12 protein-coding genes are annotated in these 13,442 nt (G+C 65.9%); 5 read left to right on the forward strand and 7 right to left on the reverse strand.

All coding sequences use genetic code 11. From position 1 onward, the window contains the following. The first annotated feature begins 84 nt into the window (after positions 1-84). A complete protein-coding gene (locus FNL14_RS18165; RefSeq protein ID WP_255470910.1) occupies positions 85-966 on the forward strand; it encodes a MurR/RpiR family transcriptional regulator in 882 nt (293 codons plus the stop codon). A 99-nt stretch (positions 967-1,065) separates the two neighbouring features. Beyond that, a complete protein-coding gene (locus FNL14_RS18170; protein ID WP_142062856.1) occupies positions 1,066-1,500 on the forward strand; it encodes an SRPBCC family protein in 435 nt (144 codons plus the stop codon). A 1-nt stretch (position 1,501) separates the two neighbouring features. On the opposite strand, the gene FNL14_RS18175 is transcribed toward FNL14_RS18170, so the two are convergent. From FNL14_RS18175 to FNL14_RS18185, 3 genes are all read right to left on the reverse strand, one after another. Continuing rightward, a complete protein-coding gene (locus FNL14_RS18175; protein ID WP_142062859.1) occupies positions 1,502-2,800 on the reverse strand; it encodes a hemolysin family protein in 1,299 nt (432 codons plus the stop codon). Between the two features lie 89 nt (positions 2,801-2,889). Beyond that, on the reverse strand, positions 2,890-4,566 hold the full coding sequence (locus FNL14_RS18180) for an FAD-binding dehydrogenase (protein WP_142062862.1): 1,677 nt from the start codon (positions 4,564-4,566) through the stop codon (positions 2,890-2,892). 14 nt (positions 4,567-4,580) lie between these two features. Continuing rightward, positions 4,581-5,486, reverse strand: coding sequence for an SAM-dependent methyltransferase (locus FNL14_RS18185; RefSeq protein WP_142062865.1), 906 nt, complete (start codon positions 5,484-5,486; stop codon positions 4,581-4,583). Between the two features lie 163 nt (positions 5,487-5,649). Here FNL14_RS18185 and FNL14_RS18190 point away from each other — a divergent pair, with 163 nt between their 5' ends. Further along, the gene (locus FNL14_RS18190; RefSeq protein ID WP_142062868.1) at positions 5,650-6,519 is read left to right on the forward strand and encodes a DUF1295 domain-containing protein; all 870 of its coding nucleotides are present in this window, start codon (positions 5,650-5,652) and stop codon (positions 6,517-6,519) included. 122 nt (positions 6,520-6,641) lie between these two features. Next, positions 6,642-6,977: a cupin domain-containing protein gene (locus FNL14_RS18195; protein WP_142062871.1), complete on the forward strand. Its 336-nt coding sequence runs from the start codon at positions 6,642-6,644 to the stop codon at positions 6,975-6,977. Between the two features lie 9 nt (positions 6,978-6,986). Here FNL14_RS18195 and FNL14_RS18200 read toward each other — a convergent pair whose 3' ends face one another. Both FNL14_RS18200 and FNL14_RS18205 read right to left on the reverse strand, forming a co-directional pair. After that, positions 6,987-7,352: a DUF488 domain-containing protein gene (locus FNL14_RS18200; protein ID WP_142062874.1), complete on the reverse strand. Its 366-nt coding sequence runs from the start codon at positions 7,350-7,352 to the stop codon at positions 6,987-6,989. 72 nt (positions 7,353-7,424) lie between these two features. Beyond that, a complete protein-coding gene (locus FNL14_RS18205) occupies positions 7,425-8,354 on the reverse strand; it encodes an SGNH/GDSL hydrolase family protein (RefSeq protein ID WP_142062877.1) in 930 nt (309 codons plus the stop codon). A gap of 216 nt (positions 8,355-8,570) precedes the next feature. On the opposite strand from FNL14_RS18205, the gene FNL14_RS18210 reads away from it, so the two are divergent. Next, positions 8,571-10,721, forward strand: coding sequence for a glycogen debranching N-terminal domain-containing protein (locus FNL14_RS18210; protein ID WP_142062880.1), 2,151 nt, complete (start codon positions 8,571-8,573; stop codon positions 10,719-10,721). A gap of 749 nt (positions 10,722-11,470) precedes the next feature. Here the strand turns inward: FNL14_RS18210 and FNL14_RS18215 are convergent. Further along, complete coding sequence (locus FNL14_RS18215; protein ID WP_142062883.1) at positions 11,471-12,709, reverse strand: MFS transporter; 1,239 nt, start codon at positions 12,707-12,709, stop codon at positions 11,471-11,473. A 147-nt stretch (positions 12,710-12,856) separates the two neighbouring features. After that, the coding region (locus tag FNL14_RS18220; protein ID WP_142062886.1) for a DM13 domain-containing protein at positions 12,857-13,442 on the reverse strand (586 nt) is incomplete at its 5' end.

Raw genomic sequence — 13,442 nt, forward strand, 5'->3', positions numbered from 1 at the left:
AGTTGTTCATTTTGAGGGGGATGCACAAGTCTGTGCAGATGTGATGTAATCGAAATTACGCCAGAGTGTGAGGTAGGTCAATAGGTGGTGCAACAGGAAACCAACTCGTCGTCGGTCACTGAGTGGCTGGACAGCCGGGTGCAGGGACGAAAACTTGCTGCCCGCCAGATGCAGGTCATCGGCGTCCTCCGGTCCCAGCCCCGGCTTGCCTCCTACGGTTCAGTCAGCGACATCGCGGCAGCGGCGTCGTCGAACGCTTCCACGGTGACCAGAACGGCGCAGGCGCTGGAATTCAAAGGCTGGGCCGACTTCCAGTTCGAGCTCCGCTCGCGGTTCCTGGCATCCCTGAGCGCCCTCGAAGTTGCGGCCGAGCACAACGGCCACATCAGCAGCCCTGCCCAGGCCGCCGTCTCCACGGACCGGGCCAACCTCGCCCACCTGGAGCGCACGCTGGACCCCGCTACCGTCCGTTCCATCGCGGAATTGATCGCGGGGGCGCGCCAGACCCTGATCGTCGCCGCGGGCAGCTACGCCATCCCGGGCAAGGCACTGGAGCACAACGCCGTCATTGCCGGCTACAACGTCCGGCTGCTCGACGCCGACGTCGCCGCACTCACAAATACTCTCGCGAGGGTGACCTCGGAGGACTTTGTGATCGCGATCAGCCTGTGGCGGGTTTATGACAGCACGGTGCGGGCCATGGAGATCGCCCACAATGCGGGCGCCGCCATCGCTTCGATCACGGACAGCGCGGGGTCTCCCGTGGCGGAGCATGCCGAGCAGAGGATTGTCGTTCCCACTGAAGGTGCGGGCTTCTTCCCGTCGCTGACCGGGGCCGTGGCGGCGGTGCAGGCGATCGCCGTCGAACTCGCTTCGCTGGACCGGGAGCGGTCCAATAAAAACATCGCCGCGTCGGAACGGACCTGGGACCAGATGCGGATCATGCATCCGCGCTCTAGCTCCTAGGACCGGGAACTACTTACCCGCCAGAAGGGACCCAGGCATTGCGCTGAGGGCTGCCCTGCCCTCGGGCGGCGTCGCCCCGGCAGCGCATACAGTGTGGACATGACCCACGCCGAGAACGAGACCACTATCAGCCGTTCACCGGAAGATGTCTACGCCTTCCTGGCCGACGGGTTGAACAACGCGGCCTGGCGTTCCGGAGTCCAGGCCATTTCACTAAAGAGCGGCCAGGCGGGAGCCCTCGGCGCTGTCTACCGGCAGACGCTTGCGGGGCCAGGCGGGCGGTCCATTCACGGCGATTACGAGATCACTGCAGCGGACCCCTCCAGGCTTCTCGGCTTCCAGGTGGTCGCCGGTCCCGCCAGGCCAACCGGTGCCTACCACCTCACCCCCGCGCCGGGCGGGACGGCGGTCCGGTTCACCCTGGACCTGCAGCCGAAAGGGCTCATGAAAGTCCTCGCTCCAATGGTCCAGCGCACCATGGAAAAGGAAGTCTCCCAACTGGCCAACCTCAAGGCTGTCCTCGAGGCCCGGTAAATCATGCCTCCGGCTGACCTTCCAGGGGCGAGACGTGGATCCGTGAGATCCGCAGCTTGTCCATCGCGGTGACGGTCAGCAGGTGTCCTGCCACTTCCACGCTGTCGCCCACCCGCGCCAGTCGGCCCAGCCGAGCGATAACGAACCCGGCCACTGTCTCATAGTGCCCTTCAGGCAGTTCAACACCGGAAGCCGAAGCAAACTCCTGAAGGATCAGCGCGCCGTCGACATCTCCTGAACCGTTGGCCTTGGTGACCTGGTCCTCGGGGTCCGCACCGGCGTCGTACTCGTCGTAGATTTCGCCCACCAGCTCCTCAACGAGGTCCTCCAGGGTGACGATCCCGTCCGTGCCGCCGTATTCGTCCACCACGAGTGCGATGTGCTGGCCCAGCCTCCGCATACGCGACAGGGAGGGCAGCACCCTGTTGGTCCCCGGCAGCGGGAGGATCTCCCGGACGATGTCCCGCACCAGCCCGTCGTCGTAGTTTGCATCCCGGGGCATAAGGTCGCGCAGATGGATGAAGCCGAGGACGTCGTCGGGCGTTTTGTCGATGACGGGATAGCGGGAGTACGGGCCGTCCCGGACCATGGTGCGGGCTGCCGCGATGGTGAGGTTGCCGTTGATGAACGTCACCTCGGTTCGCGGGCGCATCACCTCCTGCAGCGAGCGTTCCCCTGCCCCGAAGACGTCCGAAAGGATGATGCGGCTGTGTTCTTCCAGCGCCTCGCTCTGGGCCACCATGTCCCAGAGTTCTTCCGAGGTGACGCTTTCCTGCTTTGCATTTGGGTCGCCTCCAAGTAGCCTCACGACGGCGTCCGTGGACACGGAGAGCAGCCAGACGGCGGGCCGCATGATCTCGGAAAGGACATGCAGGGGAGGACCAAGGATCTTGGTGAAGCCGACGGCGCTCTGCATGGCGAGCCGCTTGGGTACCAGTTCGCCCAGCACCAGGGAGAGGTATGCCACGAGGAGCGTCATGCCGATGAACGAGGCGGGCTCGGCCGCGGCGCCGAAGCCGATGCCCCGCAGGAGGGGTTCGACGTCGGGCGCGATGGTCGAGGCGCCATAGGCCGCGGAGAAGAAGCCGGACAGCGTCACGCCGATCTGCACTGTTGAGAGGAACCGGTTGGGGTTCCCGGCCAGTGCTGCGATCCGGGCGCCGCGTTTTCCTGACTTCTCCATCCGGCGCACCTGGCTCTCGCGGAGGGACACCAGTGCCATTTCAGTGCCGGAGAAGACGCCGCCCAGCAGCACAAAGAAGAGGACCAACAGGAAATTGGCCAGGGTGTCGCTGTCCATGATCAGACACTACCCAACCGCGCTGCGGGGTGGGGTGCGGACGGAACGTGCGCGGGCACACGGCCTGACGGATCTAAAGATCGCCGCGTCTACAGCCTGTCTGCCAGCGACCGGCCCACAGTCCTTCCGGTGAAGAGGCAGCCGCCCAGGAATGTGCCTTCCAGCGCGTTGTAGCCGTGGGCACCGCCGCCGCCAAACCCGGCGGCCTCGCCGGCGGCGTAAAGGCCGGGGATGGGGGAGCCGTCCTGGCCGAGGGCCTGGCCGGTGAGGTCAGTCTGGATGCCGCCCAACGTTTTCCGGGTGACAACGTGCAGCCGCACGGCAATCAGCGGTCCGGCCGCGGGGTCCAGGATGCGGTGCGGCTTCACGGTGCGGAACAGCCGGTCACCGAGGTAGCGGCGGCTGTTGTGGATGCCCGTGACCTGGATGTCCTTGGAATAGCGGTTCTGGACTTCCGCGTCACGTTCCTCGATCTGGCGCCGCAGGTGCTCGTAGTCCAGGAGCGGTTCGTCGGTGAGGCCGTTCATGCCCTTGACCAGTTCGATCAGGTTGTCCGCCACCACGAAATCGGCGCCGTGGTCCTTGAACGCTTCGATGGGAGCAGGGGCGCCGCGGCCCAGCCGGGCCTTCAGTAACAGCTTCAGGTCCCGGTTGGTGATGTCCGGGTTCTGCTCTGAACCGGAAAGGGCGAACTCCTTTTCGATGATTTTCTGGGTGAGGATGAACCAGGAATGGCTGTACTGCCGGATATCCGGGGTGGTCCGCAGCAGCTTGAGAGTGCCCAGTGTGTCATAGCCGGGCAGGCCGGGTGCGGGAAGCCGGCGCCCCAGGGCATCGAACCAGAGCGACGACGGCCCGGGCAGGATCCGGATGGCGTGGTCCGGCCAGACAGGGTTCCAGTTCTGGATTCCTTCCGTGTAATGCCACATGCGGTCGCGGTTGACCAGCCGGACGCCTGCCTGGTCTGCGATGTCCAGCATCCGCCCGTCCACATGCTGCGGCACGCCCGTGATCATCTTCGCTGGCGGAGTGCCGAGGCGCTGCGGCCACCATTTGCGCACCTGATCGTGGTTGCCGCCAATGCCGCCGCTGGCGATAACCACAGCCTGGGCGTGCAGCTCGAATTCGCCAGCAACATCCCGGTTGGAGGCGACGCCGCGCGGCGACGAATCGGGTGCCAGGATGCTGCCCCGCACTCCGGTGACCCTGCCGCCGTCGAACGCTAAACCGTCCACACGGTGGCGGAAATAGAACTTCACCCGCCCCGTCAGCGCAGCAGCCCGCGCCTTTTCGGCAAAAGGTTCGGAAATGCCGGTGCCCGTTCCCCACGGGACGTGGAATCTCGGGACCGAGTTGCCATGGCCGCCGGCCCTGCCATCGCCGCGTTCGGCCCAGCCCACCAGCGGGGTGAATTTGATGCCCTGTTCCTGCAGCCAGGGGCGCTTCTCGCCGGCCGCGAACTCGACATAGGCGCGTCCCCACTGCTGCGCCCATTCGTCTTCGGGATGCTCGCCGCCGAGCCGGTCCCACTGCGCCGAGCCCTGCCAGTCCTGCCACGCCAGCTCAAAGGAATCCTTGACCCGAAGCCTGCGCTGCATGGGCGTGTCCACCAGGAAGAGCCCGCCAAGGGACCAGTACGCCTGACCGCCCAGGTTTGCGCCGTTCTCCTGGTCGAGGATGACCACGCGCTTGCCGGCCATGACCAGTTCGTTGCTGGCCACCAGCCCGGCAAGTCCACCGCCGATGATAATGACGTCCGCGTCCATCGTGGTTCCTCCGGCTAAGGCCGCCAGGCGGTGACGAAGCCGCCGCGGGAATGGTCGTGTGGGGGCTGCTCGGGCTTGGCGCGGTGGGCGGGGTCAGCCGGACTGAGCGACAACGTGCGCCCGTAGGTTTCGCAGAGGTCCTGGACCGCGTGCCCTTCGCAGCGCCACCCTGCACCTGTCAACAGTTTCTCCGGGTCCGGCGGGTCGGCCCGGGCTAGGAGCTCGCTCATGGGCAGCCCGGTCTGCAGGCTGAAGTCGCGGAGCTTGGCTTCGAAGTCTTCTGTCTTGGGCAGCGGTACAGCACGCTCGATCACAGCGCGTGATCCCGGACCGGACAGCTCCATCACCTCCGACAGCACAGCCTTTTGGGCCGCGGAATTGAGGTAGGGGAGCAGGCCTTCGAGGACCCAGGTGGTGGGCTGGCCGGCGTCGAAGCCGACCGCCAGGAGGAGTGCCCGCCACGGCTCGGACAAGTCTGCAGCCAGGGTGATGAGCTCGCACGACGGCGGCGGCGACAGGCGTGCGAGCACGCCGGCTTTGAAGTCCAGGACGTTGGCGTGGTCGATTTCGAAGACCTGGCTTCTCTCGGGCCAGTCCAGCCGGTGGCTGCGGGTGTCCAGCCCTGCGCCGAGCACCACAGTCTGCCCCGTGGCCGGCCCGGACTGGAGGAAGTCGTCGATGAACCTGGTCCGCACGCCGATGTAGATCGAAGCGAGCAGGAGAGGCTGCTGCAAAGGCGACAAGGCCCCGGGATCGGAAGGCCACGACGTCGGGAAATCCACATGGGAATGGGCCGCCTCTACGAGCGCGGCAGCGAACCGGTCCTTCACCAGGGCATCGGGCCGGGAGGTTTCCACGGCCCGGCCCGCAGCCACGGCGAGGGCGGTCAAAGACACGCCCTGGTCCTCGAACTCCGTCATGTGGTGCCCCTCCTGCGGGTGGTCAATTCTCCTGACACGGAGCCTACCCCCGGGGACTGACACTCTCCTCCTGCTTCGCTCACAGCATGGCGCACGCCACCCATACAACACCGTCCCCGCTCCGAAGACTATGTGAGCGAGCGCCGTTGAAAGGACCAACCGCATGAACGAGAAGAGCCGGAAGGCACTCATCAGCGTCCCCATCGCCGTGGGGGCGGGGGTGCTTATTGCCGTGGCCGGAAGCCAGGGCGGCTCCACGATGGGCGGGCTGCCGGTGTTCGCGCTGGGGGTGGCTGCCGCGTTTGTGATCCAGTGGCTGGTGTTCGTTCCGTCCTACAAGGCGCAGACGGAAAAGTTCTACGACCTCACCGGCGCCCTGACCTATATCGCCATCACGGTGTTCGTGGTGCTGGCAAGCCCGGGCGTGGATGCGCGCGGACTGCTGCTGGCGGCCATGGTGGTCCTGTGGGCGGTCCGGCTTGGCAGTTACCTGTTCCGGCGGGTGATGAAGCACGGCAAGGACGACCGCTTCGACGAGCTCAAGACTGACTTCGCCCGCTTCCTGAACACCTGGACCCTGCAGGGCCTGTGGGTGGTGCTCACCGCTGCCCTCGCGTGGGTGGCGATCACCTCGGACAAGAAGGTGGGCCTGGACGGGTTCTTCTGGGTGGGGCTGCTGGTGTGGGCCCTGGGTATCGCGCTGGAGACGGTGGCGGACGTCCAGAAGACCCGCTTCAAGGCCAACCCCGCCAACAAGGGCCGCTTTATCAACACCGGCCTCTGGTCCAGGTCCAGGCACCCGAACTACTTCGGCGAGATCACGCTCTGGGTGGGCATCGCCATCATCGCCCTGCCCGTGCTGCAGGGCTGGCAGTGGGTTGCCCTGGTGTCGCCGGTGTTTGTGGCGCTGCTGCTGGTCCGGGGCAGCGGCGTGCCGCCCCTCGAGGAGAAGGCGGACAGGAAGTGGGGCGGCCAGCCCGACTATGAGGCCTACAAAAAGGACACCCCCGTCCTGGTTCCGAAGCTCACGTAGCGGGCTGGGATCAGGGCGTACGACGGCGGCACCCGGCCAGGTGCCGCCGTCGCGGTTCTTTTGTGGGCCGGAATTGGCAGCGTTAGCTCGATCCGGGCGCGGCCCGTGGGTACGGTGTCCTCATGCAGAAGATATCGATTGATGCCCTGGCCCGTCAGCAACTCGAAGCGGCCGTATCGGAATCCAGCGGACGTGCTTCAGACACGGTGTTCGGCGGCCACGAGAAGAGGCTGCGCCAGACCGTCATGGCCTTCCGTGCCGGCACTCAGCTCAGCGAACACCTGAACCCCGGCGAAGCCACAGTGTTCGTGCTCAAGGGATCCGTCTGGCTGAAGTCCGGCGGCGAGGCATGGCAGGGCAAGGCCGGGGACCTCCTGATCGTCCCGGACCGGATGCACAGCCTGGAGGCCGAGGAGGACTCGGCGGTGCTGTTCACAGCGGTGAAGCTGGACCGGTAAGCCACCGCCTCACCCTGCGGTGATCAGCTCACACAACACCGCTGCTTCGCTGATACCGGGTTCCTTGGTGGCAGTCAGCAGCGTCAGGGGACCCTGCCCGGCAAGGGTGCGGAGATGGTCAAGGGCTGTGGCTGCGGCAGGCTCCTGGAGTTCCGTCCGGTAGCGCCGGCTGAACTCATCGAAAAGCCGGGGATCGTGGGCGTACCACTTCCGCAGTTCGGTGGACGGGGCTACGCCTTTGCACCAGTCATCGAGACGCGCCTTTTCCTTGGTCAATCCGCGTGGCCAGAGCCGGTCCACAAGGACGCGGGTGCCGTCTGCCGGAAGCGGATCGTCATAGATCCGCCGTACCTTCACTGGATGCTGCATCGGCATGAACTGGCCTCCTTTGCGCGGCACCCCCCGTATCGGTTGATCCAATGTGGAGAAATCCCGCTCACCCAAACGCTAACTCTTCACTTGGGCCAGGGCTGGTGCCGGCGGGTTTCCGGCCGGGAACACCGGGCCGGCGAACGGGCGTTTGGCGCGCAGCTCCCCGTCCGTTCCGTGGGGGCGGACCTGCCTGACCACCCAGGGGACAAGGTATGCCCTGGCCCAGGACAGGTCGCTCGCCCTTGCCTGGCGCCAGCTGCTTGCCGGCAGGCTCTTGGGCTCCAGGGGCTGCAGGGTGTGCGGGACGTTGAGGGCTTCCAGTACCGCCATGGCGACGGTGTGATGTCCCAGCGGCGAGAGGTGAAGCCGGTCAGGGTCCCACATCCGGCGTTCCCTGAGTTGGGTCAGCGCCCACAGATCTGCGATGTGTGCGCCGTGGCGGGCAGCAAGGGCGCGGACGTTTTCGTTGAAGATGGCCACCTTCGCACGGTTGCGGCCCAGGACCAGGGTGGAACCCCAGTCCGGTCCGGTGAACAACACGATCGTTGGGCCTGCCTGAGCCAGTTGGCTCACACCGGCCTCGAGTCTTGCTGCCAGCTTGTCCGGATCAGTGCCGTGAAACACCATGTCGTTTCCGCCGGCTGACAAGGTGACCAGGTCCGGCTGCAGGGCCAGTGCCTTGCCGATCTGCTGGTCCATGATCTGCTGCAGCAACAGGCCCCGTACTGCCAGGTTGGCGTAGCCGAAATCGGCCCGGCCCGCAGCCAGTTCTTCGGCAACCCGGTCAGCCCACCCCCGCAGTCCTCCTGTGCTGGCCGGTTCCGGATCCCCGACCCCCTCGGTGAAGGAATCACCCAGTGCCACGTACCGGCTCCACGGGTGCACGCCGTCGTCAGTCTGCAGGCTTCGGGCAACGTTGCGGCGCTCCGCGCGGGAGGGCCGGGCGCCTGCTGGTCCATCATCCTGAACCAGACTCCGGGCAGCGGCTGGGCCACGCCACCTCATCGCCGTGCCTCCCTCCGGTGTGGAAGAACGTTCTTATATGGTGATAACCGTCTGACCCGCAATGATGTTCCCGTTCCTCCCGCTAAAGGCCCACAATCTTCTGCAGGGTCCGTGCATGGGCAACGACCCGGCTGGTGGCCTCTTGCCGGAGGCAACAGGATCTCCGATAGTTAGGGAAGAAGTTTCGACCGTGAAGTGCTGTGGAAGAAGCCGAAGATGGCCAACGGGGATGTCGAGAATAACGCCGGCTCCGTTGGTCCCGGAGCAGTCACCCTGATTCAGGGGACTTCATTCTGCATTTCGTCCTCCAACGGGGATATGGCAGCGGGCCTCCCTCACGGAGTGTTCTTCCAGGACACCCGCTTCATCAGTGATTGGGCCCTGAAAGTCCAGGGCCTGCCGGTTGAAGCGTTGTCGGCGAGTACGCCGGACCCTTTCCACGGCGTCTTCGTCGGAAGGGCCCGCAGGCCCGATCATGCCGATACCTCCCTCCTCATTGACCGGGAACGAAAGCTGGGAACAAGCCTGACGGAGATAGTCACGGTGCATAACTACTCCAGGATTCCGCAGCACTGCCACGTGGAGCTGTTTGTTGACGCCGACTTTGCCAGCCTGTTCGAGGTGAAGGAAGGTAAGCGGGTTCCCCGGCACCGGTCGCGTCGATGCATTCAGGACGGAGTAACGCTGGAGTCAGTGCGGGAGGGCCACACCCGGCGCATCACCGTCGCCTGCCCTGGTGCCACGGTCGAGGGGGACAGGCTGGTGTTGGCCGCCACCATCGAAGCCCACGGGCACTGGTCATTCACCATCTCGGCCACACCCCTGCTGGAAGGGACTGCCGGGGAGCCGGACGCCGAAACAGGCGCGCCCGCAGCCGATGCCGTCCGCCGTGTCATGGAATGGCGCAAGTCCATGCCGACGGCCAACCTGCGGAACCGCTCGGTGGAGAAGATCATCCGGCGCAGCCAGGAAGACCTGGGGTCCCTTCGCATTTTCAACCCGGAGCACCCTGACCGGGCTGTGGTTGCTGCAGGTGCACCCTGGTTTATGGCACTGTTTGGCAGGGACAGCCTCCTTGCCTCTTTTATGTCCCTGCTCCTGGATCCTTCCCTGGCGAAGGGGACGCTCCTGACCCTGGCGGATTACCAGGGAACAAAAGTGGATGCAGCCTCCGAGGAAGAGCCGGGGAAAATCCTCCATGAAGTACGCCTCGGCGCCAGCGCCGGGCTCGCACTGGGCGGCAGCGGCGTGTACTACGGGAGCGTCGACGCGACCCCGCTGTTCGTCGTCGTCCTGGCCGAGCTGAGCAGGTGGGGGCTTGACGATGACGCCACCCGCCGGCTGCTTCCGGCGGCAGACCGGGCCATCCGGTGGATGGAGGACTGTGGTGACAGCGACGGCGACGGCTTCATCGAATACCAGCGGAAAACGGAGAAGGGCCTGCGCAACCAGGGCTGGAAGGATTCCGCGGACGGAGTGAATTTCGCGGATGGGTCCCTCGCGGAGCCGCCCATCGCCCTCTGCGAAGTCCAGGGGTATGCCTATGCCGCCTACCTCGGCAGGGCGCTGATGGCGATCGCCGCGGGTGACGGAGCCACGGCGGATGCCTGCCTGGCCAAAGCGTCCACACTTAAACGAAAATTCAACGACCAGTTCTGGCTCCCGGACCGCGGCTATTACGCGATCGCCCTCGACCGGGACAAGAAACCCGTCGACGCCCTGGCTTCGAACATGGCCCATTGCCTGTGGACCGGAATCGTTGATGACTCCAAGGCGCCGCAAGTGGTGGAACACCTGATGTCCCCCGAAATGTTCACCGGGTGGGGGATACGGACACTGGCATCGAACATGGGAGCCTACAATCCAGCCAGCTACCACAACGGATCAGTGTGGCCCCACGACAATGCGATCGCCGCCGCAGGGCTGATGCGGCACGGCTTCGTCAAGGAGGCCCGGAAAGTGGCGTACTCCCTGCTGGAGGCGGCGGACCGTTTCGGCGGGAGGCTGCCGGAACTCTTCTGCGGACTGGACCGGGCGGCCTACCCTGACCCCGTCCCGTACCCTGCTTCCTGTTCCCCGCAGGCCTGGGCGTCGGCCGCCCCCGTCCAGCTCATCCGGACCCTGCTGCGGTTCGATCCCGGGCTGCCTTGGGACGAGGTCTGGCTTGCACCCACATTGCCCCCGCACAACACGTACTTCCACTTCGAGAATGTCCCCTTTTCCGGCGATGACAACCGGCTCTCAATCCACATCGACGGTGAAACAGTCAACGTCCGGGGCCTGCCCGAAAACATCAGGCTGCGCCGTGAGCCGCGCCCGCCGCTGAACGAACTGGTCAAGATGCGTTCGGCCCTGGCCACCGACTAAGACTGGCGCCGGCCTGGCGCGGAACCGTCACAAGCTATCCCTTCGCCGCGTACGCCTTCGGCACGGAACACGGGGGAGACGGCGTCGTCCGGCTGCGCCAGGCTCGGCAGGTAAGGCGCCGGCCCCTAAACGAGTACCGGCTACTCGTGCCGCACCCGGAGGGTGTTGCATAAGCTTGCTGCACAGCGCAGTTGAGATTCACGGCGCTGAGGTCTCCGCCCGTTGAACTTCCTGAGGGCATTCTCAGGTACCAGGCCGGGGCCGGCGACGAGAGTGTCCGTCTGAGACCACGGGCACCACCCCCCAGCCGTCGCCGGCTCCTTTCTTTGGGTTCGCAAGAGGCAGAAGCGTTAGCAGGTGCCCGCCGCCGGATAGCCGTAAAGCACGTAGCCAGATGCCGGAAAACAGGTAAGCCGCGTGCAGGGTCCCGCGCCTAAACTGAGCCATGGATGCGATCCCGGCGGTGTTCCTTATTTTTGGTGTGGCATTGGCCTGGCTGGGCTTGACCGTATTCGTACTCCTTAGGCTGCGGCGCCGCAGGCATGGATCGTCGCTGGTAGCAACAGCATCCCCTCCTGCGGACCCCACAGTGAGCCACGTTCACAGGCCCTGGCGCCGCATCCACCCCGCAACGGGCCACCCGCCGGGGCGGCGGCGCGGAATGGGTGCCAGGGGAATCCGCAGTTGAGCCCGGCTGGAGCGGGGCGGACCACTACCGGGATGCAGCGGCTCGGAGTCATTCCAACGGTCTAGTGCAGGCTCTCGCGCTCGCCGACAGGCCGCGGGCTCTTCCACGTGGACTCGCGCGGGCCCGGCGGGTAGGCCGCCGTCTTCCCCGCCCAAGCGATCACCAGCGCTGCAAGAACCGGAATCGCAGCCGCTGCGGGAACCAGCAAAGGCCCGGCAACAACCAGCGAGGCCGAGCCGTAGAGGGCGCCGATAGTGATGCCCAGCTGGATGGTCAGGACCGTCAGCCCGTTGGCTGCGTCCTTGTTCTCACGGCCGGCCCGGAGGATGGCGGACTGGTTGTAGATGCCGATGGCCCCCAGCCCCGCGCCCCACACGGTCATCAAAGCCAGGGCGAAGAAGAGACTGCCACCCACAAACGGCAAGGCAAGCATCGAAGCCGCAATTGCCGCCGTCGTCATCAGCAGCGAACGGCGCGGGTGGGAATCCACAGTCATGCCCGCGATCCAGATGCCCAGCAGGCCGGAGACGCCCAGGACGGTGAGGGAGAGGCTGATGGCGTAGTCGGGCAGGCCGGCTTCGCGGATGTACGGGGCGATATAGGTGAAGAGCGCGAAGTGCGCCAGGACAAGCAATGGCCAAGCGATGGCCACGGACTTCACGCCGGGCTGGGCGATGGCCGCGCGCATGGACGGACGGGCTTCCCCGGCGCCGCGCTTGACGGACGGGAGGAAGAAGAACCCCAGCACCGCGAGGGCCACACCGAACCCGGCGAGGGCAAGGAACGCTGAGCGCCAGCCGAGGACTGTGCCCAGCGCAGTGCCAATGGGTGCGCCGATTGCCAGGCCCAGGCTGTTGCCGCTGAACACAACTGCCAGGGCCTTGCCCACCTTGTCCGCCGGGACCACGCGGGCGACGTACGGGGCCATGGTGGTCCACAGGAGCCCGTGCGCCAGGCCGCCCACCAGCCGGGCCACCATCGCGAAGGTGAAGTCCGGGGCCAGGCCCACCAGCGCGTTGCTCAGGGCGAAGGTCAGGACAAGCGCCACCAGCAAGGGTCGCTTGGGGATGTTGGCCAGCAGCCGTGCGGCGGGCACCACGGTGACCACAATGACGGCGGCGTACGCCGCGGCGAGGTAGCCGGCCACCGGTTCGGACACGTTCAACCCGGTGCTGATCTGGGGGAGCAGGCCGGACGGGAGCAGCTCGGTGGTGATGGCGGTAAAGGCGATGGTGGCCAGGACCATCATGGCGGCCAGCGGAAAACGCTGGGGCGCCGGCGCGGAAATCGCGGAGGACATTAAGGGGTGTTCCATTCAAGGGGGAGGGAGAGTGGAACCGGACGCTTCTGGCCTAACAGTTCCTCTAACAAGTTTACCCGGTGAACTAAGGGCTTCCGTGCATGTTCCGGCGTGGCGCAGCGGACATCCAACTGGTGCCGGGGCCGGCTATGTGGTCAGCTCGGCGGCGGCGAAAGACACAGTGAAACGGGCGCACCAGATGCTGACCGAGGTGTAGTCGCCCAGGTTCGTCGCCGCCGGGATCTCATAGTTCTGGTTGCCTTTGTTGGCCTTGAGGGAGCCCAGGTCGAGATAGCGGCCGTCGTCGAAAAGGTACCAGCCTGCTGTTCCCTCAACCACCGGTGCATCAGTGAGCCATACGTGCAGATCGGGGCCGTCTGAGGTGTCCAGGCCTTCGAAGCGGAGGATCCGGCTTCCATCAGGGAGCTCGAGGATTTTCACCGTTCCCGAGCTGGCGTGTTCGTGGGAGATGAGTTGGCCTGTTGCCAGTTCCCGCGGAGCGGCGACGGCGGAGGGTGCGGGGCCGGCGGAGGGTGCGGGGCCCGCGGAGGGTGCGATACCGGCCGAAGGCGCAGCGCCGGCGGACGGAGTGGACGGCGTTTCCGCGGGTCCCTGCGACTGCGAGGCCGGGGCGGGGGCAACCGGAAGATCCTCGATGACTGTTGAGCTGGTGAAGATCCGCCAGGGCTGGAACAGGTAGAGGCCCGCCGCCACCACGATAGCGGCAATGAGA

The organism is Pseudarthrobacter sp. B4EP4b (assembly GCF_006680095.1).
Taxonomy (GTDB): domain Bacteria; phylum Actinomycetota; class Actinomycetes; order Actinomycetales; family Micrococcaceae; genus Arthrobacter.